Raw genomic sequence first — 23,298 nt, 5'->3', positions numbered from 1 at the left:
GGGCCATACGAGGGCTGATCGGGCCCGAACCGGAGGTCCTGGACCGACGCCCGGTGCCCACGGCCCGGCCCGGTCTGGCCGGTGCTCCGGATTGCGCCGGGGCGAAAACTTTGTGCGCGGTATCGAAAGACGGTTCCGAAGTCCTGCCCGGAGGCTTGGCCTGCGGGCGCCCCGCTGAAGGAAACCCCATTCCGGGGTTGTGTCCGCCTTCTGCGTTGTCCCGTCCACTCCAAGGCATCCATTCACGCGGTGAGGAAGGTCCACCATGCCCGCTGATCTGACAAAGCTCGACTCCACGAATCTCCAGCAGTTCATCGACGGCGAGCTGAAGCCGTTTCTGGACCGGATCATCGAGGAGCGCCGGAAGGGCAAGACCCCGCCTTCCCTCTTCGATGTCTCCACGATGCCGCGTCCGCTGGCCCTCGGCCAGATGACCGGTGATTCGGAGACCGGCGGTGAGACCGTCCTCAGCAACACCGTGACCGCCGCGGGCGCGATCGACAAGGTCCTCCTCAAGCATGAGTCTGCCATTCGCGACCTTCAGTTCGAGCTGGAGAACGTCATCAAGACCATGCTCAAAACCCAGGGCGACAGCCTGGCGAGCATCGACGGCCAGAAGTTCCTCTCCGCGATCAACGACTACACGAGTGAGATGGACGGCGGCACCGGCGGCGGTGGCACCTCGACCTCGGACACGAAGTCCTGAGACAGGTCCTCGAACGAGTCGCACGCAGTCCTGGCGCAGAGATCTGGCGCGGAGATGGCGCGGAGATCTGGCCCGGAGATCTGGCGCAGAGCCCTGATTCAACGGCCTGACACGACGGGCATGGGTACAGAAGAGACGGAGCATCCATCATGCCGGCGGACAACTGGGAAAACATCATCAACCTGCTCACCGGATTCAGCCTGGAGTCGCGGGCGAACATCCTGGATTCCAAGGGCAGCGGCGGGATCCCCTGGCTGACGGACATCAACATCACGGGGCTGGGCCGCCCCCAGCCCAATCAGACCCTGATCCAGAAGTTCAGCGACGACCACATGGGCGCCACGCTGCAGTTCTTCAGCGGACGCGGCCAGAACGCGACCTTGTACCAGGCGGACATCAGATTCACCGACCAGAACGCCGGCCACCAGTACTGGCAGCGCAGTTGGGAAGCGCTCATCTCCCTCGTCCAGAAGCCGTTCACGACGATCGGTGTGTACAGCAGTGCCGGCGGCGCACCCGCACCCGAGCAGGGAGTGGATCTCACCGCCTTTCCCAGGATCGCCGAGTCCTTCGATCTTGCCTATAAATTCTTCAACTCCAATTCAGAAGAACTCAAACAGTGGACCCAGTGGCTGGGGGACGAGAATGCCTCCTGGAAGGGAACGGCGGCCAGCGTCTTCTATGACTTGATCCACCAGTTGCACGAGAAGTACGAGCACTTCAAATTGGAGCTGGCGCCGTCGGGGTACCAGTTCTCCGCCACATCCCCGTCCACAGGCAACACGGCCAGCACCATCCACGGCGATTCACTGCTCCAGGCGGAGACCGACCTCCACCAGGCGTATCGGCAGCTGTTCAACTCGCTCCTGAACGTCATGTATCAGCGAGGCTCCAGCATCCAGGTGACCAACCCTGACGGGATACGGTCAGACAAGGTCATCGACGCCGATCCCTCGGCCGTGCTGCGCGACATAGTCAGGGATCTGATCCTCTGGATCAACGAGCACAACACCTCCAAGACCGTCCTGCGGTATGTCCCGGGACAGTATTCGAACAGTGACTATGTCTCCGAGAGCAATATGTCGGAGATGCTGACAGCGGACGACTACCAGGACTCCACGACGTGGGGGAACCTGCGGGACATGAGCACCTGGTCGGCGATCGCCAATGAGGCGCAGTACCGCTGGCGGACAAATGTCGAGGTCAATCTCGACACCCCGGCACGCGCCGAGGTGAAGACACTCCAGGAGAACTGGTCCCGGGTGATGAACCCGAACTGGAACACCGCGTTCGCCTTCGATGAGAGTTCCACGTCCTCGCTCAGTCAGGAGTACCAGGAGGACAAGCAGGAGATCGAGCAGCAGAAACTGGAGGATGAGGCCAAGAAGAATCAGGAGGAGCTGAACAAGCAGCAGGAGGAAAGCAACAAGCAGTTCAATGACGCGATGAACGACTTCGGCAACAACGTCAACCAGGGATTCGGTGACCTCGGGAACAATCTGAACGATTTCGGCAATAATCTCGGTAACGGGCTCAACAATCTGGGCAACAACTTCGGGAACGGCCTCGACAACCTCGGCAACGATCTCGGGAACGGGCTCAACAACGGTCTCGGCAACCTCAACAACCTCGCCAACAACCTGGGGCAGGGGGGTGGCGATTCCCTCGGGGGACTACCGCCCACCACGATCTCCGACGACTTCGGCAACAATCTGCCCACCGCCGAGTCACTCGCGTCCGACCTCCCCACGAGCGTCAGCGGATTCGGCGATGCCAACAGCCTGCTCTCCGACGCGGCGGGCGGCGGAGCGCTCGACCCGAACAGCCTGCTCTCGGACCCGACGAGCGTCAGCGGATTCGGCTCCGAGGTGGGACTCGGCAGTACCGACAGCCTCCTCTCCGATCCGAACAGTCTGCTCACGGACCCGACCGGCACCGGTGGTGCCCTCGACCCCAACAGCCTGCTCTCCGACCCGGCCACGACCACGTCGAATCCGTTCGGCAACGACATCAACACCCTCGGGAACCTCGCCGGGATCGGAAGCCTGCCCCTCGGCGGAGGCGGCGGGACGAGCCCGACCGGCGGACCCACCGGCACCGGCGACCCCGCGACCCTGACGTCCTTCGGCAACAACAGCACGCTGAACCCGGACGGCAGCCTCACCACCGAGTTCCCCGACGGCAGCTCCACCACCGTCAGTCCCACCGGCGAGATCACCACGACCAACCCCGACGGCACCGTCACCACCGACACCCTCGCCCCGGGCCAGTCACTCCTCAACCCCGATGGCTCCGTCACCAGCGTCGACGCCAACGGCGACATCACCACCCAGTTCCCCGACGGCACCTCCGTCACCCACAACGCCGACGGCAGCATCGCCACTCTCAATCCGGACGGCAGCCTCACCACCGACTTCCCCGACGGCAGCTCCACCACCGTGACCCCCGAGGGCGAGACCGCCACCACCACCCCCACCGGGATCTCGACCTTCGGCAATCTCAACCCCGGGGATCTCCTCACCAACCCGGACGGCTCCACGACCGGCATCGACGCGGACGGGAACATCACCACCACCAACCCCGACGGCAGCTCGGTCACCCACAACGCCGACGGCAGCATCACCAACACCGACGCCAACGGCGTACAGACCACCACCATGCCCAACGGCGTGGTCGAGTCGACCACCCCGGACGGGCTGACCCAGCTGACCGCGCCCAACGGCACGGTGTCCCTCCAGAACCCCGACGGCAGCCTCACCATGGACTTCCCCGACGGAAGCTCCACCACCATCGACCCCGACGGCACGGTCACCACCAACCCCGCCAACGGCGACCCCGTCACCAGCCAATTGGGCGAAGGCCAGAGCGTCCTCAACCCCGACGGGACCAGGACCAGCATCGGCGACAACGGCGCCTTCACCACCACCTACCCCGACGGCAGCAGCGTCACTGTCAACCCCGACGGCACCGTCACCTCCAGCCTCCCCACCAACACCAGCATCGCAGGCGGCACCGACATCGACACCAGCCCCGACTTCGGCAGCGGCAGCGGCAGCGGTAGTGACATCCCCACCCTCAGCACGGGCTTCGGCTCGGGAAGCCTGCCATCCGGCTCCGGTGGTCTGACCTTCGACAACGGCGACGGGTCCCTGTCGACCACCTTCCCCTCCGGCGCCACCTCGACGGTGGGCGCGGACGGCTTCACCACCACCACCTTCCCCGACGGAAGCTCCACCATCACCAGCCCCGACGGACAGCTCCAGGCCGTACCCAGCCCGGAGACCGCAGCCGCCAACGGCGGCGTGCCGACCGGCCAGTCACTCGCCGCCGGTCTCCCGAGCACGGCACCCGGCGGAGCCACCGGGGACGACATGGGCATGAACGCCCTGGGCGGCCTGATGTCCCCCATGATGATGATGATGGGTATGGCCCGGATGGCCGGTCAGGGCGGCCAGCAGGGCCAGGGCGACCGTACCCGCGAGAACTACCAGGACCCGGACGGCGACGGAGTCTTCGTCGCCACCAGCGGCTACCGGCAACAGCCGGCCGACCTCTCCGCTCCCGAGGTCTTCTCGGAGGAGGACGAGGACCCCGTGGAGGTACCCAGCCGGACGCCGACCAGCGGCCACGGAAACGGGCCCGGCGACTCCCAGGGCGCCTGGCGCCCCGAGACCCAGAACACCGGCTGGGACGAGGAGGAGGATGTCTGGGGCACGGGAGAGGAGGGCCTGCCCGCCTCGATCGGCCGCTGACCTCCCAAGAACCACCGAGGACGCCCGCTCCCCCGACTTCCCGCCGCACAAACGGTTGGGCGGTGAGGTCGTGGGTGGGGAGCGGGCCAGGAGGAGATCGAGATCAGGCGGGTGGTCAGGCGTCCCGGGTCAGTGTCCGGAAGGTGTCCTCGGCCAGGTCCTGATCGTCGGAGGTGGTGTCGCTGGGGGTGGCGTGCCGTCGGCGGGCGGGACGGGCCCAGAAGACGTCGAGTGCCTGGCGGATCGGGGTCCGGAGTGTGCCCATGGTATTGCTGACGTCGTTGTGCGCGTAGGCCCGGCTGAGGAAGTCCGCGTCCTCGTCGTTGAGCCGGACGCGTCCGGTCTCCATCGCGTACACGGTGATCACGGCCAGTGCCGCCGTATAGCTCACCGTGGCCTCGATGGACGGATCGCCCTTCGTCTCCCATCGGTTCATGCTTCCGTCCGAGATCTTCAGGATCTTCTCCAGTGTGCTTCTGGCCAGCCCACGGCGCAGGCGGATGCGCTGTTCGTAGGTGGTGGGGAGAGGCAGGCGTTGCAGAAGGCTGACTATCTTCGTGCGGATCTTCTCCATGTGCGCGCTCACCTCGGGGTGGGCACGGGCCAGCCGGAGGAACTCCGCATCCTCCTCGTGCTGCTCGGTGGGGAGTTGCTGTTCGGCGATCAGGGCCAGTACGGCCGTGTAGGCCACCGCGTTCTTGCCCTTCGGACTGCTCGTGCTCTCCCAATCCTGGATGACACCGCCCGAAACCCCGATGATCTGCCGCAGTGCCGTCGCGTTGGTTCGGCCGCGCAGGCGGCTGCGCTGTGCGTAGGTAGGGGGGACGGGAGGCGGAGGGGAGGCGGGTTGGCGTCGTGCGGTCCTGGCCCGGCGCTTCTTGGCCGGAGGGGGTGGCGGACTGTCGGGGGGTGAGGAGGACGGGAGGGACGGACGCGGGGTGGAGAGCGGGGAGTCGGGTGAGGAGGGACGCGGGGTGAACAAGGGGGAGGCCCCTCGGGCGGAGGGCGGGGCGGGGGTGACATGGGCGGTGCTCTGCGCGGCCGTACGGATGCGCTTCGATCGGCGGGGGGCTGGCGCGGTGTCGCTCCGTGGGCGCTTGCGACCGCGCGAGGGCTCCGCCGCGACAGGGCGGGGGGAGGGGGCCGGAGGTGCGACGGGGCTGTCGTGCTCCTGCCCAGAAGGAGTCTCTCCCCGCTGCTCGCGTTCTCTCAACTGCTTCTGTAGTTCGTCCCCGATCTCTCCCATCCGCCTGCTCACTTTGTCATGCGCGACTGCCTGGAGGAGGAACTGCATGTCCTTGTTCCTCAGTTCTCGCTCCGACTCGTCCACACCGCTCTCATCGGTGCCGAGCTTGTACCGGGCGGCCGCGGCCAGGGCCGCGGAGTAGCGCACCGCTCTGGTGCCCGTGGGATTGCCTAGCGTCTCCCACAGGGGGAGGCCCTTCGCCAAGAAGCCGCCGAGGCGTGCGAAGTCCTCCTGATTCAAGGCACCGCGCAGGCGGACGCGCTGCTTGTGGTCGGCGGGGAGAGGAGGCGGCACCAGAACGGCCAGCACATCCTGTCTGATCTTCTTCATGCGGCGTCTGACGTCGTCGTGGGCAAGCGCCCGCTGAAGGAACTCGGCGTCCTCCGGCGGAATGGTCAGCGCATGGTGCTCGGCGACGACGGCGAGCGCCGCCGTGTAGTTCACCGCCTTCTTCTCGCTGATGACACTGCCCGCTTCCCATTGCTTGATGCTGTTGTGGGTGGTGTCGGCCAGGACGGCGAAGACATTCCGGAGGATGGGTTCGCGCAGCCGGGAGCGCTGCTCCTTCGTGGCGGGGACAGGAACGGTCGGCGGTACGGCCTGATCGGCGGTGTCCCGAGCGGTGCCCGGGGCGGGGTTCGTCGCGCTCGGGGGGAGAGCCAGCCAGTGGCCGGGGACGTGGGCCAGCCAGATCTGCCGTGCACCAGCCGTTCCATAGGTGGTGGTGACGACGGGTTGGGCTTGGGCGAGGCTGTCGGGGCTGACGCTCAGTACATGTATCCGCAGATTGAACGCGCGGGCGGCGAGCTGCGGGGCGAAGTCGCCCGCCTGGGAGTTCCACAGGCCGGGCGTCCGGATGACGTGGACGAACCTCGTGTAGGGGTCGAGACGGGGCGGGGACTGACCGTCCTCGTCGGTGGGGTCGTCGACGATCAGGTGACGGAACGAGGCCCAGGCGCTGTCGTTCCCGAAGTTGTCCATGTCCTCGTCGAGGTCATCGGCCAAGTAGTGCCGGATGTCATCGCGCCGCATGCTGGGCGGGATGCTCTCCGGCACGTCGCGTCCTGCCTGGATCAGCGCGTCGAAGAAGCAGTTGCCGCCAGGGGCGACATCCACGAGATCCCGCCCCAGACGCCGGCCTGCCCGCGACAGAAGCTGCCGCATCGTCCCTGGCGAGTCGGTCCCGTCCAGCGGACTCCGGACACCTGCCGTCTCCGCCGTCTCTGCCGCATCCTCCGCCCGGTCGAGCCCGGCTTCGTCGGCGAGGCGGAACGAGGGTGGGGTGTCGGGGAGGGCGGTGGAGAGGGGCGTGTCGGGGAGGAAGAGCGGCTCGGGGTCGGCGTACTCAAGCCCGCCACCGTCGTCCCATACGGCGAAGGGGTCGGGCGCGAGGGTGGTGTCGGGCGGGAAGACGGTGTCGGACGGCAGGCTGGGCTGGGGGAGGAACGCGGTGTCGAACGGGGGTGTGGTGCCGGTGAGAAACACAGAGTCGGGCGGGAAGCCGGGTTGGGGGAGGGCGGTGATGTCGAAGGGGAGGTCGGGTTCGGCGAGGGTGGTGATGTCGAAGGGCGGGTCGGGTTGGGGGAGTGAGGCGATATCGAAGGGGAGGGCGGTGATGTCGAAGGGGAGGCCGGGTTCGGGGAGCGAGGTGATGTCGAAGGGCGGGCCGGGTTCGGGGAGGGCGGTGATGTCGAAGAAGTGACCCGGCTGGGAGAAGGACATGGTGTCGTACGGGAGGTCGGAGACGAGGAGCGAAGTGGCGTTGAGAAGAGGGCTGGGTACGGGGAAGACGGGGCTGGAACCCGGGGAGAAGGCGGAGTCGAAGTCGGCGGTGGTGTCGGGCACGAGGGCGGGGCTCGCGAGGGCCGTGGTGTCATCGGTACCGGACGGGGCGGGGGCAACGGACTCCTCCGCGGCTGCCGTCGAGGCGATGGCATGGAGACGCACCAGCCCCAGATCGTGCCCCCCGTCGGCGGGCGCCGCGCTGTCGTAGTGCCGTCCGCGGAGGAAGCCCAGTTCGGTGAGCCGGGCGAACACATCATCGCGGCGGCCGGTCCTGAACCTGCGTACGGCCAGGTTGGATGTCACCAGGTCGTACCAGTCGCGGTCGACGGCTTCGGTGTACCGGTGCAGGCCGAGGAAGTCCATGACCAGGGTGAGTATCGCCGCATACGGTGCCTGGTGGGCCTCGTGAGGGTTCCAGATCCCCCTGTGCCAGTAGGAGACCGTGTCGTTGTCGAGCCCGATGAGGCGGTCCAGGGCCCTGGAGGGCACGCCCTGGACCAGTCCCTGGCGCCGAGGCTGCGGAGGGAGGATGACCACATGCCGCCGGGCCCGGGGTCGGAGCGCGTCCATGACATCGTGGATCGGGGGGCGCGCGGTGATGTCGTCGTACCAGGTGCGCTCGGGGCTGTCGGCGGCGTAGGTGTGCCGGCCGTGGGCCTCCATGGCCAGGGCCAGTGCTGTCACGTACAGCACGCGTCCCTTTGCCGGTCCGCGCGGTTTCCCCCATGACCTGAGAACGGTCTTGGTGACACCGAAAACGGCCGCCAACTGGTCCTTGTTCACATTGCGGAGGATGCCGCGCTCGTCGCTCGTCGTGGGCAGAGGCAGGGCGCTCTGGCCGCTCGGCTCCCCGTAGATCATGTCCAGGTTCAGATACGACCACACGTCTTCGTCCGAGGTGTGCGCGGCCCTGAGCCCGGCGGCCCGAGGGGCTGAGTCGGCGGGGGCCGGGGCGTGGCCGGTCATCGGGGAGGGCGGGGGGACCGTGCCGGGCGGGCCGGATGGCTCGGGGTCGGTCTCGGCCGGTGCCCAGGGATGGCTGAGGCTGATCGGCTCCGGATCGTGCCCACCGCCGGTGGGTTCCGGCTCGGGTGGCGGGTCGTCGCCGTCCTGGCGCTCTGGGCCGAGGCCCAGTTCGGTGAGACGTGTGACCACATGATCGAGGCGCTCGGTCCTGCTCCGCTGCACGTCGGGGTTGTGGAGGGTGGTGTTGTACCAGGCACGCTCGGGGCTGTCGGCGTTGTAGGTGTCGAGACCGAAGAAGTCCATGACGAGGGTGAGTACGGCAGCGTAGGTCGCCTGGTTGCTGTTACCCGGGTCCTGACGCCCGCTCTCCCAGCGGGAGACGGTGGTCCTGGCCACCTGCACCAGGCTGTCCAGCGTCGAGGACGACACACCCGAGGCCAGTCCCCGGCGCAGAGACCGTGGAGGGAGGACCACGATGTGCTCGTACGCCCGGGGAAGGAGTTCTTCCATGTAGTCCCGGACCGGCCGGTGGCTGGTCACCTGGTCGTACCAGGTCCGTTCGGGGCCGTCGGCGTCGAAGGTGTGCAGCCCGTGCAGGCGCATGATCAGCGCGAACACCGACACCCAGTGGACCCGTTTCGCCGTGATCTTGGGTCCCGTCGGATTCGCCCAGGCCACCACGCTGCTCTTGCTGACACCGAGGACATCCTTCAGCTGATCCTGGGTGATGTAGAGGAGGATCGCCTCGCGGAGGGCCTTTGACGGCATCAGTGAGTCGGGGAGCCGAGGCAGTGACGGCGCCTTGGTACCGCGGCCGTAGGTACGGTCCCTCGGCGGATCGAGGAGGGCTTCGAGGTCGCTGGGCCGGCGGTCGGTGAGGTCGCCTGTGCCGTCGTCCAGGGCGTCGGGGATCGTTCTGCCGTCGGGGCCGAGGACGACGGCGCGGGTGCGTACGGGCCAGTGCGCGGGCTGGTCGTCGCTGATCAGAGGGCCGTCGGGGGTCTCGGTCTGCATTTCGACCCAGCGCACCCCGGTCTCGGTGCGGTGCGCGGCGAAGGCGTGACCGGGCCTGGTGTCGTGCTGGATGAGGATCAGGCCGGTGGAGCCGGGCTCCGTCGCCGGGTTCAGCAGTGCGTCGCGGACCGCGGTGGGTGAGCTGACGGTGGTCCAGCCGGGGCCCGGTGCCAGGAACTGCTCGGCGTTCGTGGTGCCGGCGAGCAGCCCGGGGTCGTCGGGGAGACCGAGTTCGCGTGCACGGCCGGTGCTGTCCCGGCCGGTGCCGAGGTCGTCCACAGTGCGGGCGGATCCGGTCGCTGAGGGCCCGCTGCCGCCGGGTGCGCGGTCGGTGTCCCCGAGGGCGGAGGGGTTGGCGCGGGGGTGGAGGTGGTCGATCAGGTGTTTCAGCAGGACCACGCAGTTGATGACGTGGAGTGGGGTGGGGGCATGCGGGCTGCCGGCTCCGCTGCTGATGTCGGTGTCGGTGTCGGTGTCGGTGTCGGTGATGCCGGCCTGCTCGGTGCCGTGTTGTCGGCGCGCGGTGTCGGCTGCGGCGTCCACGGCCGCACGCAGCCGGCTCTCACCAGGGGAGGAGGAGGTAGGGACAGCCCCGGGATGCAGGAAGTCGGCGTCGGTCAGGACGCCGCTCTCCGTGGTCGCCGAGTGCCCGGAGGACCCGGAGTGCCCGGAGTGCCTGGTGCTGGTGGCTGCCGGGCCGGAGTCCGGGCCGGAGTCCGGGCCGGAGTGCCTGCCCGGTTCCGGGTCGGTGTCCGCCGGGAACACAGGGCTGAGGGGCGTTGAGCCGAGGTCGCCGCGTTGCTCTGCGAAGGCTGCGGTGCCGGTGGTGTCGTCGTCGGTGCCGCTGCTGTTCCCGCCCGGTGCGGGACGACGGAAATCCGTCCCCGGCCCGCCCGTAGCCGTGGGCGTGTCCGTGCCGGGCGAGAGCAGACCGAAGAGACCCTCAGCGATGCTGGTGCCGATGGTGCGGCGGACGATGCCGGACGTGGGTCCGTCGGTGCCGCGTCCGTCACCCATCGTCCGGGCGGGAGAGCCTTGCGCCTCGGTGCTCGCCCGGTTCCCTTGTCCGTGCCGCGGCTCGGCCACGTGCCCGGAGCGGGGCCGGTCGGCCGAGGGCTGGGACTCGCCTGCCCCGGGGTGGGGTGTCCTGGCGTCACCGGCCATGGGCCTGTCCGTGCCGGGGCGCGGTGTGCCGATGGCCTCCGGCCTGGGCGTGGCGGTGGAAGCGTTGTCCGGAACGGGCATGGTGACAACCGGCGGCGGGGCATCCCGCTCCGGCTGACCGGACGCGTCACGGTTCTCCGCCGTCGGCACCGGCACGTCACCGGGACCGGCGGGACTGGAATCCGGCTTCCCGTGCGGCGGGATGCCGTCCGGCAGCCGGTACACACCCTCACCACTCGCAACAGGGGCCGGATACGGCGACGGCAGACCATTGACCGGCGGTGGTCCGAAGACGGGCACACCGTAGCCGGGGACATCGACGGTCGGGACGCTGAGCGGTGTGGGAGTCGTCGCCGGAAATACCGATGGGCCGGACGGGTCGAAACCCTTCAGTACGCCGTCCATGGCCGGTGCGTTGAACGGGCCGGTGCCGGTGCCGGTGATGAGCGGGGGACCGGTGTCGATGCTGCCGTGGGCGCTTCCGCCACCGGTGTTCACCGGGTCCGCGGCCGGAGCCTGTGCCGCTGGTGGAGGTGGTGCGGGGACGGTGCCGGTGGTGGAGAGCGGCCCGAGACCGTCCGCCTTCGGTTCGGTGTTCAGGTTCAGGGCCGTGCCCAGGTTCAGGCCGAACGGTTTGAACTTGGCCGCGAGCCAGTCCGCCCCCATGTTGAAGCCGTCCGCGAAGCGTTCGCTGGTCATCGAGGTGAGGAATCCACCACCGCTGACGCTCACCTTCTGCTGGGTGATCGTGTTGTAGAACACCTCCGAACCGACGCCGGTCACGCCGTCACCGATCCCGTGGAGGGCGAACTCCGTGAACTCGCCGACCCATCCCCGTGGACCGAACCAGTGCTCCACCCGCTGCGACATGACCCGCACCACATCGTCGCCCAGCCCGGCGACCGGCAGCCGCCCGTCCAGCAGCACCGACCGCAGCGCGTCACCCAGACCGTCACGGTCCAGGTGCCGCAGAAAGATGCCCGCCCAGTCCTCGCCCAGCTCCCGCGCGAGGCCGTCACCGCCCATGTCGTCACCGAACCGGCGGGCGAAGACGTCCCCCATGCCATCGATGAACGACCGGCCCACGGCACCCGGATCACCACCCCGCGACAACCCGTCCACCACCGCGGACACCTGACCGGACAAGCCACGCGCGAACGCCCTGTCCCCACCACCGCCGCCCCGGCCGTTCCCGGTGGTGATGAGGGTCTTCCCGGTGAACCCGTCCGAGCCCTGACCCGGACGGGGCCGCGGCACCGGCTTCACCACCGGACCTCCCTCAGGTGCGTCCCCGGCGTCCTTGCCCGCAGGACCTCCCTGCCGCCCGGACAACGCCCTGTCCAACTCCTCGAACAGACCCTCCCCGGCATCGCGCGCCGTCCGCTTCATCAGGTTCTGCGCCAGCCAGGACGCGCCGAACTGCACCGGCACCGAGACAAAGCCCGCCACCGCGCCGAAAGCCGCCGCCTGTGTCAGGTACGTGTCTCCCTGGCCGGTGTGCTTGCCCTGCCCGGCCAGCGTCCACTGCGCGAGGCGGTCCATCGCCACCGCCAGCCCGCCCTGGAGCACCTGCTGCTCCGCGATCGCGAGAAGCACCCTGAACTTCAGGCTGGTGAGGATCCTGCCGTAGGCGTTGCGCAGGAACGCCTGGCGCATCAGAGCCTGCACCGGGTTGAAGACCGCCATGACGAACGTCGCCGCGAACTCGACCAGGAACATCCCGAGCTGGAACACGATCATGAGGTTCACGTACTCGACCTGGTAGGCCGACTCCTCCATCGCGTCGCCCAGCTCCCGGGCCGCGTCCCCCAGACCCGCCAGCACCGCCCTGCCCTCCGGCTGCGCCAGAGTCAGCATCGCCTCGTAATACGCCTCACTGAACGCGCCGTTCGACCCGCCCGCCACCGACTGCGCCACCCGCACCAGCAGCGCCTGGACCTCCGCGATCCGAGCCTCCAGCTCACGCTGCGGCGCCACCAGATAGGCGCGCATCAGCTCCGGATCGGCATCAGGCATCCGCTGCCCGGTCAACACGAGAAACAGACCGTTCAGTTCATCCGAAGCCATCCGAACACCCACCTCCTGGAGATTCGTCCCCCACCAACACGGCGAAGCGCCGGAAGACCGCTTTCCCGGTACAGGCCTCCTCCGACTTCGCGCAGATGACGGGAACCTCGGCCCATGCTTCATCCGCGACGCTCCACGGACAGCGCCGCCCCATCGTGGACGCGCACCTCCTCGCCCCACCGGTCGAGGCCGTCGCCCGCCGAGCAGACGAAGAACCACGCTTCTTCCATGGCCGGTGCCGGGGAGTCGATGAGCTGGTCAAGACTGCGCAGGTCGTTGGAGCAGATGCCGGACAGGGCCTCCGGGCAGAGAAAGCCGGCCTCCGGCGGGCCCGGGTCGAAGCCCCATCTGGTTGAGCGGCCGGAGCGGCCAGGTTCGCTGCCTGGACACCTCGGTGGCCATCCGCAAGAGTGCCGCCCCAACCAGAGGCCGCCACCCCACACGCACCAGGAGGAACGTCCGGAAGACGTCGGACCAGGACCACGGTGACACCTGAGAAAACCTCAGCCGACACCACCCGTACCGACGATCGTCGCGCCGACCGCCGAGGGTCCAGGACATTTCCACCGGACGTAACTCGCACATGGGCTGAGCATAGGTGCGTCGCCGTCGGGCTTACGGGCAGTGAGTGGCGCCCGAACGGGTGGGCCGCCCGCCGTGAAGCGGCCATGGCCCCACAGCGAGCCGGTCGGCATACCGACCGACCGGAAGGGTTTCATTGAGGCTGTGAGAATGCCGGGACCTGGGGCCGGATCGGCCGGACGCCCGTCGTGCAGGTCAGGGGGCGGGGCCCGGGACGGGTGTCGATGGCCGGCATGGCCTGCTACAAGCCTGGCCAGCGGTCTCGGTTCATGTATGCGACCCGCGAGTACCGGGGGCGTAGGGACGAGCCGAAGGGGTTCGGGTGGCGGGACTTCCGCGACCTGGTCGTCCGCGCCCGCATCCAGCCCGGCGGTCCGATCGTGCTGGTCTGGGACAACGTCCGCCTCCAAACACCGGCTCAAGCAGATCCAGTACCGCCCCGATGCGGTGGATGGCTGTCTCGCCGACACCGGCTTGAGCCTGGATCCGGCCTGTTGACGGACGTGGTGCTGCGAATGCCCGACCGCTGACCGCGGCAGGTGTGCCAGCATCACCCCCATGTCGTTGCTGACCTGGGAATACGACGGTGATCTGTACTGCGCTCGCACCACCGAGACCGGTACGGCTGAGGACCGGACCACACACTTCGAGCTCAGCGAGGCCCGCATGGTTCCGGGTGGAGCCCCTGCCATGCCTCCTTCACCGGCTCCAGGGCCGACAGCCGTGACGGTGCTCGTCTACGCGCCCGAGGAGGAGAAGCCGGCAGAGGTCTTCTTCGACGCGACGCAAACGCTGCCGTTCGCCGTCGTGCAGCGCTTCGTGGCGATCGTCGCCGCACGGCTGGCAAGCACGGAATCGTAGAGCAAGCGTCCGCGCGGCAGCGACGAGACCCTGAGCCGGCATCACGAGTTCAGACTCAGTGGCTTCGGCTGCGCATCATCGACATCAGCAGCCCGTGGGTCTCCTCGTCGGCGGCGGCAACAAGCCCACGCCCCGCCTCGCCAACCGGAGCACCGTCGATCCCGGTGACAACACAGCCGGCAGCCCGGCACAACGCGATACCGGCCGCGAAATGCACGCTTCCGGAGAGGTCGCCGCCATCGGTGACATACGCGGCGCGCTTGCCGGCAGCCACCCAGGCCAGCGCCAGCGTCGTGGATACGACGCGCGGCCTGAAACGCTCGACGAACCCGGGATGGGCCAGCAGATCCACGGCCCGGAATCCCGGGGCACTCGGGAACGGCGGATCCAGGTTGACGTCCACCAATCGGGTGGACGGCGTGGGCGTCAGCAGTGTGTCGCCGGCCCCGGCATGCCGCACCCGGGCGATCTCCCCATCGGTGAAGAAAACCTCGCCGCTGAACGGGTCGGCCACCGCCGCCGCCCCATCGCGCAGCGCCACATTGACGGCCACCAGCATGTTGCCGACGGCGTAGTTGAGCGTGCCGCACAGGGGATCCACCAACCACTGGCGAGCAGTGTCGGCGGCACCCTGCTGCCCGCCCTCCTCGCCGAGCACCGCATCACCGGGCCGTGCGGCACGGATCACACCGAGGATCACCTCCTCTGCTTCCACATCGGCGGCAGTGGCGAAGTCCCCGGCTCCCTTGTCGATACGGCTGAGCCGCCGCCCGTACATGTCACGGACCACGTCCGCGCCGGCCTGCGCCCCGGCTATGGCGACTGCGACATCATCGGAGCTCGCGTATGAGTCGATCATGCAGCGCAGACTATCGAGGCGAGGCGAAAGGCATCGCCCCGGCGAACCTTCCCGGTCTGAGCACTGGGCAGGCGGCCGGCTCGGCCGACGCCCTTGGGCGGCAGACCGACGTGGGGCGGGTGGCCCCCGGTCCGTGAGCCGGGTTGTCCACCCGGACGTGGCCGTGTGTGCCCATGACTTCCATGCTTCCTTCTGGAACGCGATGAGGAGTTCGGCACCTGCTCTGGCACGGGAGTCGTCGTTGCCCCCGCCGGAGGAGAAACAGCGGACCAGCGCTCGCAGGCCCGGCCACACCTCCAGCCTGATTGGCATCCCGAACGGATCATGCTGGGGCATCTGTGCGAAGAGCGCCTTCCACGCACAGGATGGTCAAGACGTTTTCGGGCCGGGGGAGCGAGGCCAGGCCGAGGATCGAGTCCCAGGTCAGGGCGAGGTGCGCGTGCTGCCCGGCGGGTCCGCCCAGGGCCGGAGCTGTCCCCTCCCCGGGTCCCCTACCGGCGCAGGACCGGCGAACGCCAACGGCTCCTGCGCCCGCCGAAACCGGTTGACGGTGGCGGCAGGGGCAGGAGCCGACTGGGATCCGGGCGCCGTACGGGCATGGCCCGAGCGGAGCCCGCTGAGCAGTGGGTCAGGCCGGGGTGATGTTCTCCGCCTGCGGGCCCTTCTGCCCCTGGGTCACGTCGAAGTTGACCTTCTGGCCCTCCTGGAGCTCACGGAAGCCGGACGAGTTGATGTTGGAGTAGTGGGCGAAGACGTCAGGCCCGCCGCCGTCCTGCTCGATGAACCCAAAGCCCTTTTCGGCGTTGAACCACTTGACGGTTCCGCTGGCCATCGCTGGTGCCCTTTCATTCGCTGTCGGAGGCCGCACCGCGCGGCCCCCGGAAGTGATCACCCTGGTCCGGCACTGCACCACAGCAAAGCGCCCGCGCACAGCGCGGGCAGGTGCAACGGACCACGGTATCCGGCTGTGACGCTACACGGAGAAATGATCTCTCACCAGAGATCAAGAGCTTCGGGGGGTTCAGCACGCCTTTGGACCTCTGCGGGACCTTGCCCGCAACACGAGCTGCGCCCAGCTGCGACCGGCGACCACATGGCCTCCGAGCCGAAAGCGATCTGTTCGGCAGCCAATGAACCGACCGGACCGGGCCAGGCCGCACACGCCTTCGACCAGGACGCCCAGCCTGATCGATACGGTGAAATCGCGCGGATTCACGGCATTTCTGCATACGGGCCCACCAGCACCCGGGACGGGAACCCCTCGCCGGGCTCCGGGCGCGGCCCGGCGAACGTCAGCCCAGCACCGGTACGAGAAGGATCCTGAGCAGGATCAGCGCGGACAGCAGCGTCCCGGCCCTGAGCATGCCGCTGTCCATGCGCCGCAGAAGCAGGGATGCTCCGCGCCACGTCCCGTAGACGGTCAGGGCCAGGGACGCGAGCAGGAGGACGAGGTACAGCAGGTCCGCGCTCGACCAGTCGTACGGTACGAGGGAGCTGGCGATGTACAGCAGGACCGGCGCGAACACCCCCAGGAGCCAGACTCTCCGCACCTCGCCCCGGGACGGTTCGGTCGGGGCGGGCCGGGGCGGGGGCATGCGCGGGGGTGGTGGAGGTGGACCCGGGGGAGGACCCAGAGCCCGCATCAGCAGCTGAGTGAAGTCCGGATCGGCCCGCAGCTCATCGGCCAGTACGGAGACGACGATGCCCGTCGAACCCTCCGAAGGGTGCTCGTGAAGCCGGGCCAACGCCGCGGCGCCCAGGGCTGTTCGGCCCAGCCGCCCCCGCACCAGTTCCTGTACGAACGCGCTCCGCCCGGCCGTCGGCGCAGCAGCCGCCGTCATGACCCGCACCGCCGCCGCGGCCAACTCCTCAGCTCGCAAGGTCGGTTCCTCTCTTTGCGCACGAGGGTAGAGGGCATGCCCGCCGGCCGACAGAGCGCATGCCATGCGGGCGAGCTGCGTGGTCCTCGGGTCGAGCGGTGGAGCGGGGGCGGCTGTGTCGGACAGCACCGCGATCACCAGAGGTATCCGATACGGCTGTTTTCGGGGAGATTCATCAGCACGGACGCCCCGGCGGCCAGGGCGGTGCATCTGGCATCCGCCGGTATCAGTGCGGCTGACCATCCGACCGGCTGACCTGGAGGCGTTGGTCCGGAACTGCGATTTCTGTGGTGCACCGATCACGTTGAGCCCGGGTGGTGACGCCCTCATCCTGGACTCGCGCAGCAGCGACGGTCCAGGAAGCCACACCATCATCTCCCACCGGACCTGCCTGGCCGAGCGCATCCGCCCGGAGAACGGTGGAGAGCGGGCGCGAGCATTGAAGATCGGAAAGGCGTGCTGAAGCCGCTTCACCCCCGCCACCGGGTTGTCGTCGAACAGCCCCAGACGGGGCGTGCCCCATGATTCGGGAGGTCTGTCTTCATCCCGCTGGGTGCCTGCCAGCGCAGCCTTCAGGAAGACTGGTGGCGTATCGCCCGCAGGGCAGCCCTCGACGGACGTTCCTGTGCTGGACCATCCGAAATCGACCGAGCCAGCCACCCGGCCGCTGGCAACAGCTCAGCTCAACACCCTTGCCCGGCCTTGGACGTGGAGAGGAGCAGCACCGGTATCCCGGCAACCCGGCCACCACGCCGCCGATATGTGTACTGCGCTTGAGGAATCCAGCACTGGGCGGTTCCGGGCTGAACCTCCCTCGGGACCAGGCGCCCGCAGGGCGACGCGGTGGGTGACGGCGGGTGCGTGTCCTCGTTGGGCAGGCGTGATTCGGCCTCGCGGCGATCGGCAACGGCAGCTGAGTGGCACCGTCCGCAGAAGGGAAACCGTGATGGGCCCGACCCCTCCCCCCGGTCCGCAGAAGATCATGGAGATGGCCTCCGGCCTCTGGGTCTCCAAGACCCTCTCCGTCGCACTCGACATCGGACTGTTCGACGCCCTGGCCGAAAGGCCCGGAAGTACCACCGCCCAGCTGGCCGCGCACCTCGGCCTTGAGGAGCGGCCCGCACGCTCCCTGATCATCGCCTGTGCGGCCCTCGGTCTGGTCACCAAGAAGGGCGGCGAGTGCTTCAACTCCCCGCTGTCCGCGCAGTACCTGGTCCGCAGCGCGCCCGAGTACTTCGGTGGCTGGATCGAGATGCTGGAACGGCACAGCTACCCCGGATGGATGCGCCTGGCCGACGCGGTGCGGACCAACCGGCCCACTTCCTGGGACGCCGACCGGCAGCAGTCCCTGTTCGACGGCGCGGGCCCCGTCGTGCTGGAGACCTTCTGGGAGGCCATGTGCGCGGTGTCCAGTGTCACCGCCCGCGAATTCGCCGCACACGTGGACCTCAGTGACTCGAAGGCGCTGCTGGACGTCGGAGGGGGCGGCGCTGCCTGGGACATCGAACTGTGCCGCAGCTATCCCCGTCTGCGCGCAGCTGTCTACGATCTCCCCTTCGTCTGCCGACTCACCGAACCGAAGATCGAGAAAGCGGGTCTGAGTGAGCGCATCACCGCTGTCGTCGGCGACCTCTTCGCCGACGCTCGGCTCCCCGAAGGCTTCGACACCATCCTGCTCTCCTCGATCCTGCACGACTGGGACGACCCCACGAACGGGACGATCCTCACCAAGTGCTTCACCGCCCTGCCCCCGGGCGGGCAGTTGATCATCAGCGAGCTCTTCGTCGACGACGGCGAGGAAGGCCCCCTGGACGCGGCTCTGATGGGTCTGGCCATGCAGGTGGAGGCCTGGGGACATGGTCTGACGATCCCGGAGGTCATCGCCTGGCTCGCCGAGGTCGGCTTCACGGACATGCGAACGGAGCGTTTCGCCGCACCCACGGCGAACGCGGTGGTGATTGCCCGTAGGCCCTGACCACGGGAGGAGGCCCGTTCAGACGGAACCCGCCTCCGCGCGGGCCTCTGTCGGGAGCGTGGGGCCGGTGCCGAGCAGGTCCCCTCCGGCTCCGGCCCGCTGCTGTCCCCGGCCGACCGCCCCACTGGACAAGCGCTGCGAGAGCATCACGGTCTTGCCCGCGTTCTCCAGCGAACCGCCTCTCAGGAGACGGGGAACCTCCCTGAACGGGAAGGTGTCGCCGATCAGTTCACCGGGGTCGAGGATGCCCGCGGCGAAAAGACGGATCAGATAGGGGAAGACTCCTCCCGACTGGCCCCGGGAGCCGATGAGCCGTGCGGCGGAGGAGACCCATGGGTTGGTGTCGATCCTTGTGGGCAGGTCGGTCCGGGAGAGAACGATGCAGCGGCTGTTCGGAAGCAGGGAGCGCTCGATGACCGGAAGCGTGGCGGCCGGGTTGCCCGACGCTTCGACATGCACCTCGGCCGAGAGCGCTCCCCGTTCGGCCAGGTGCCGGTCCGACGGCCAGGAGCCGCCCGGCGCGGGCGCGTGGCAGTCGAAGCCGAACTTGGCCGCCATGGCGCGGCGTTCGGGCAGGGGGTCGATGCCGATGACGCGTGAGGCGCCCGCAATCCGGCACAGCAGGCAGGCGAAGAGTCCCAACGGGCCCAACCCGTGCACGGTGACCCGTTCTCCGGGGCGCAGACCACCCCCTTGGATGAAGAGGGCGTTGTAGACGCAGCCGAGGGGTTCCAGCAGGCAGCCCGCCAGGATGGCTCGGTCGGCGTCCCAGCCCTGTTCGAGCAGTGGGGCCAGTGAGTGGCAGGTGGTCTCGGGGACGGTGATGTACTCGGCGAACCCGCCGGGGGAGGTGAGGCCGGCGAGGGTGACGTTCGCGCACTGGTTGCGCAGCCCCAGCAGGCACGTATCGCAGGTCCCGCAGGACTGGATGCTCTCCAAGGCGACGAGGTCCCCCGGTGCGACCCGGGTGACGCGCTCACCGACAGCGGCGACGGTGCCCGACACTTCGTGGCCGAGGACGACGGGCAGGGCGATCGGCCCCCCGAACGCCGACGTGTTGTCGCCATGGAACTGGCAGGCGTCCAGGTCCGTGCCGCAGATGCCGCATGCCTCGACGCGGACTTGGACCTCGGTGGGGCCAGGTTCGACGACGGCGACGTCCTCGATGGTGATCAGTCCACGGCGCCGGGCTGATCCAGGTGGTTCGGACGGGGGGCGCAGCACGACGGCGTGCATGGTGACTCCATGGATGGCTCGGCGGAGCTGGCGGGGCGCAGATCAGGAGCGTAGGACGCTCGAAAGCGGGTGGTCAGGGGAGTTTTCGCGCCAGGGTGATGCCGTCGGCCATGGCCATCATGACGAGCTCGACGCGTCGGTCCTGCGCGGCGTGCTGGTTGAAGGCGTGGATGGCGGCGGGCTTCTCGGCGGGCTGCGGATCGGTGACCTGGCCTCCGAAGAGCACGTTGTCCACGACGATCAGTCCGCCGGGGCGCATCCGGGGGACAAGTGCGTTCCAGTAGTCGATGTAGCCGGGCTTGTCGGCATCGATGAACGCCATGTCGAACAGCGTGTCCTCCGGGAGCCTGCCGAGGGTGTCCAGAGCCGGACCCACTCGCAGGTCGACCCTGTCGGCCACGGCGGCGGCTGCCCAGAAGTCCAGGGCGATGCGGGCCGATTCGGGGTCGATCTCACAACTCACCAGGCGGCCACCGGGAGGCAGGGCGCGGGCCAGGCACAGACCGGAGTAGCCGGTGAAGGAGCCGATCTCGACGATCTGGCGGGCGCCGGTCAGACGGACGAGGAAGGACAGCAGAGCGCCTTCCTCCGGAGGGGCCTGCATATGCGCGCGGTCCGGGAAGAACTGACGCGTCCGTTCGGCGATCCGGGCCGCCCAGGGGTCGGTCGGGGTTCCGTGCACGAGCAGGTAGTCATGGAGTTCCGGGGTGAGGTCCAGAGCCTTGGCGGTGAGCTGGAGTGTCATGCGGCCTCCATCGGCGGATGAGGATCGGAGGGGAGAGGGCGGCGAGGGCGGATGAGGTTCAGGGGGAGGGGGAGGAGGGCGGCAACGCCGGAGAGATTCAGGGGAAGGAGGGCGGCAACGGCGTACGACGTGCAGAGGGAAGGGGACGGCAACGGCGGATGAGGTCAAGAGGGAGAGGGAGAAGAGGGAGGCAACGGCGCCACGGCCGTCTTCACGTCGTCGACGGTGAAGTAGCCGCCCGAGGTGATGTCGGTGAGGTGGTCTGCCAGGTGTGTGACCGCTTCGGCGGCCGTCTCGGGGGCCACACCGTGGCCGGCTGCAATCTGCCGGCGGGTCCACTCGTGCACCCGTCGCCGCCAGACAGAGGGATCGTGGTGGCCGGCGAGGGCCGCGTCGGTGAAGCCGGTGAGGACGATGCCCGGGTGCAGGGCCGCGGTGTACACGCCGCTGCCACGGAGCTCCGCCCCGAGGTTCTCGGTGAGTTTGATGACGGCGGCCTTGGAGACGGAGTAGGCCGACACATGCGGCCAGCGGTGCGCTCCCGCGTGGCTGACGATATTGACGACGCAGCCGTTGCGGCGGCGCAGCATGGCAGGCAGCAGCGCATGGGTGGTCAGCAGCGCACCACGGACATGGATGTCCATCGCCTGCCACCACTCCTGGACATCGCACTCCCAGAGCGGGCCGAACGGGCCCTCGATACCGGCGTTGTTGATCAGCAGGTCGATCTCGCCCAGCTCCGCTTGCAGCTGGTCCAGCGCCGTGTGCAGGGCATCGGGCCGGGTGATGTCGGCCGCCTGGCCCGCGACTCTGCCGCCCCCCTCTTCCCGGCTCAGCTCCGTCACCGCATTCCGTACGCCGTCGGCCGATCGCGCCACCACGCCCACCCGCACACCGTCTCGCACCAGCTTCCGGGCAATGGCGAGTCCGAGCCCCCGACTGCCGCCGGTGACCAGCGCGGTGCCCGCCCGCGCCGTCACGGGGTGCCTCCCGCTCCGACGAGCCGGTGGCGCATGATCTTTCCGGAGGCGGTCCGCGGGATGACCTCCACCGCGTGGACGCGACGCAGACGTTTGTAGGGGGCCACCTCGGAGTTCACGAACGCGGCCAGCCCCTCCAACGCCACCGGACCGTGCAGCACGACGTACGCCACCGGGACTTCACCGGCGTTCGGGTCGGCGACGGCGGTGACCGCGGCATCCGCGACCTGAGGATGCCGGATGAGGATCTCCTCCAGCTCGATGGGCGTCACCTGGTATCCATTCGTCTTGATCAACTCTTTGCAGCGGCCAGTGATGCGAAGCTCCCCACCGTCGAGGCACACCAGGTCACCCGTGCGCAGCCAACCGTCGCCGTCCGCAGAACCCGGCGCCACCTGCGGCCCGCGCACCCACAACTCCCCGCTCACGACGCGGTGTTCGATGCCCGGTACGAACGGTGCGGACTGCCCGGCGTCCGGACCGCTGCCGGCGGCGACCGCCACGTACCCGGCCGTCTCCGTCAGGCCGTACCCCATCAGCACAGGGGCGCCGAGTGCCTGTCGGGTTTCCATCAGCAGTGCGGCGGCGGCCGGAGCACCGCCGGTGTGTACGGAGCGCAGCGCATTCAGCGGCGCCCGGGTGCGCCGTTGTTCGGCACACAGGGTGCGCAACATGGGTGGCACCGCGAACAGTCGGGTGATCCCCTGTCGGCCGAGGGCCCGCACGGCGGCCTGCGGGGTGTACCGCGCGAGGGTGACCACGGTGCCACCGCACCGGAGGGTGTGGTGGAGAACAGCCTGGAGCCCATACCCATGGGACAGGGGCAGCGCCGCCAGAACGCGGTCGTCCGGCGCCAGCGGCAGGGCGGCGGTACCGGCCGCGAGGGCGGCGATCAGGTTGGTGTGGGTCAACCCGACGGTCTTCGGTCGGCCGGTCGTCCCACTGGAGGAGGGAAGCAGCGCCAGACCGGCACTGCGGGCGATCGGGTCGGCGGGCGGGACGGGCGGGGTGATCCGGTCCAGTGGGCCGGCTGTCGTGCTGTCCCCCGTAGCCTCGATGGTCCACTCCGCGCCGGCGAGGCTCAGCTGACGTCGGACCTCCGGGGGCGGGTGACAGGGGTTGACCGGTACGACACAGCCGCCGGCCGACAACACCGCATGCAGCGCTACGACGAATCCGATGCCGTTCGGCACTCGGACGCCCACCGCGTCCCCCGGCCGCAAGCCCCTCGCGGTGTACTGCGCCGCCGCTCGGTCAACGGCGTTCCGCAGCCCGCCATAACTGATCCGGCGCCCCGTGTCCGCCTCGATCACCGCATCGTCCGCAATTCGACCGCCTGCGGCAGCGTGGTCCAGGACGTAGCCGGAAACATCCGCGGTCACATCAGACTCCCCTTGGTTTTTACCTCGCTTGCTCGTCCTCGCCGCAAGGGAGATGACGTGCCGTCAACGAGGGGGAGGCTACGCGGAGGCCGGGGTCG

12 protein-coding genes are annotated in these 23,298 nt (G+C 68.9%); 4 read left to right on the top strand and 8 right to left on the bottom strand.

All coding sequences use genetic code 11. The features are described 5' to 3' along the window. Positions 1-265 precede the first annotated feature (265 nt). Positions 266-706 carry a type VII secretion system-associated protein gene (locus ABZX40_RS26770; protein ID WP_355743602.1) on the top strand — a complete coding sequence of 147 codons (441 nt, stop codon included), beginning with the start codon at positions 266-268 and terminating at the stop codon, positions 704-706. Between the two features lie 149 nt (positions 707-855). Further along, positions 856-4,458, top strand: coding sequence for an AAWKG family protein (locus ABZX40_RS26765; protein WP_355743605.1), 3,603 nt, complete (start codon positions 856-858; stop codon positions 4,456-4,458). 115 nt (positions 4,459-4,573) lie between these two features. Here the strand turns inward: ABZX40_RS26765 and ABZX40_RS26760 are convergent, their stop codons facing one another. Beyond that, a complete protein-coding gene (locus ABZX40_RS26760) occupies positions 4,574-12,700 on the bottom strand; it encodes a hypothetical protein (RefSeq protein WP_356009147.1) in 8,127 nt (2,708 codons plus the stop codon). Positions 12,701-13,840: 1,140 nt separating this feature from the next. On the opposite strand from ABZX40_RS26760, the gene ABZX40_RS26755 reads away from it, so the two are divergent. Then, on the top strand, positions 13,841-14,143 hold the full coding sequence (locus tag ABZX40_RS26755; RefSeq protein ID WP_355743611.1) for a hypothetical protein: 303 nt from the start codon (positions 13,841-13,843) through the stop codon (positions 14,141-14,143). Between the two features lie 55 nt (positions 14,144-14,198). On the opposite strand, the gene ABZX40_RS26750 is transcribed toward ABZX40_RS26755, so the two are convergent. The 3 genes from ABZX40_RS26750 to ABZX40_RS26740 all read right to left on the bottom strand — a co-directional run bounded on the left by ABZX40_RS26750 (position 14,199) and on the right by ABZX40_RS26740 (position 16,882). Beyond that, positions 14,199-15,002 carry an inositol monophosphatase family protein gene (locus ABZX40_RS26750; protein ID WP_355743614.1) on the bottom strand — a complete coding sequence of 268 codons (804 nt, stop codon included), beginning with the start codon at positions 15,000-15,002 and terminating at the stop codon, positions 14,199-14,201. A gap of 628 nt (positions 15,003-15,630) precedes the next feature. Beyond that, entirely contained in the window at positions 15,631-15,834 is a 204-nt protein-coding gene (locus ABZX40_RS26745; RefSeq protein WP_355743617.1) for a cold-shock protein, read from the bottom strand. Positions 15,835-16,294: 460 nt separating this feature from the next. Then, entirely contained in the window at positions 16,295-16,882 is a 588-nt protein-coding gene (locus ABZX40_RS26740) for a hypothetical protein (protein WP_355743620.1), read from the bottom strand. 946 nt (positions 16,883-17,828) lie between these two features. Between ABZX40_RS26740 and ABZX40_RS26735 the strand changes: the two genes are divergently transcribed. Then, positions 17,829-18,857, top strand: a complete 1,029-nt coding sequence (locus ABZX40_RS26735) for a methyltransferase (RefSeq protein ID WP_355743623.1) — start codon at positions 17,829-17,831, stop codon at positions 18,855-18,857. A gap of 18 nt (positions 18,858-18,875) precedes the next feature. Here ABZX40_RS26735 and ABZX40_RS26730 read toward each other — a convergent pair whose 3' ends face one another. The 4 genes from ABZX40_RS26730 to ABZX40_RS26715 all read right to left on the bottom strand — a co-directional run bounded on the left by ABZX40_RS26730 (position 18,876) and on the right by ABZX40_RS26715 (position 23,200). After that, a complete protein-coding gene (locus ABZX40_RS26730; RefSeq protein WP_355743626.1) occupies positions 18,876-20,093 on the bottom strand; it encodes an alcohol dehydrogenase catalytic domain-containing protein in 1,218 nt (405 codons plus the stop codon). A 73-nt stretch (positions 20,094-20,166) separates the two neighbouring features. After that, the gene (locus ABZX40_RS26725; protein WP_355743629.1) at positions 20,167-20,838 is read right to left on the bottom strand and encodes an O-methyltransferase; all 672 of its coding nucleotides are present in this window, start codon (positions 20,836-20,838) and stop codon (positions 20,167-20,169) included. Positions 20,839-21,002: 164 nt separating this feature from the next. Then, complete coding sequence (locus ABZX40_RS26720; protein WP_355743632.1) at positions 21,003-21,818, bottom strand: SDR family oxidoreductase; 816 nt, start codon at positions 21,816-21,818, stop codon at positions 21,003-21,005. Beyond that, positions 21,815-23,200, bottom strand: a complete 1,386-nt coding sequence (locus tag ABZX40_RS26715; protein ID WP_355743635.1) for an AMP-binding protein — start codon at positions 23,198-23,200, stop codon at positions 21,815-21,817. Before ABZX40_RS26715 ends, ABZX40_RS26720 begins: the two co-directional genes overlap by 4 nt. Between the last annotated feature and the right edge of the window lie 98 nt (positions 23,201-23,298).

This window comes from Streptomyces sp. NPDC004610 (assembly GCF_040609715.1).
In the GTDB taxonomy this organism is placed as follows: Bacteria; Actinomycetota; Actinomycetes; order Streptomycetales; family Streptomycetaceae; genus Streptomyces.
The sequence above is the reverse complement of the archived record's forward strand: the minus strand, read 5'-3'. Positions and strand labels throughout refer to the sequence as shown.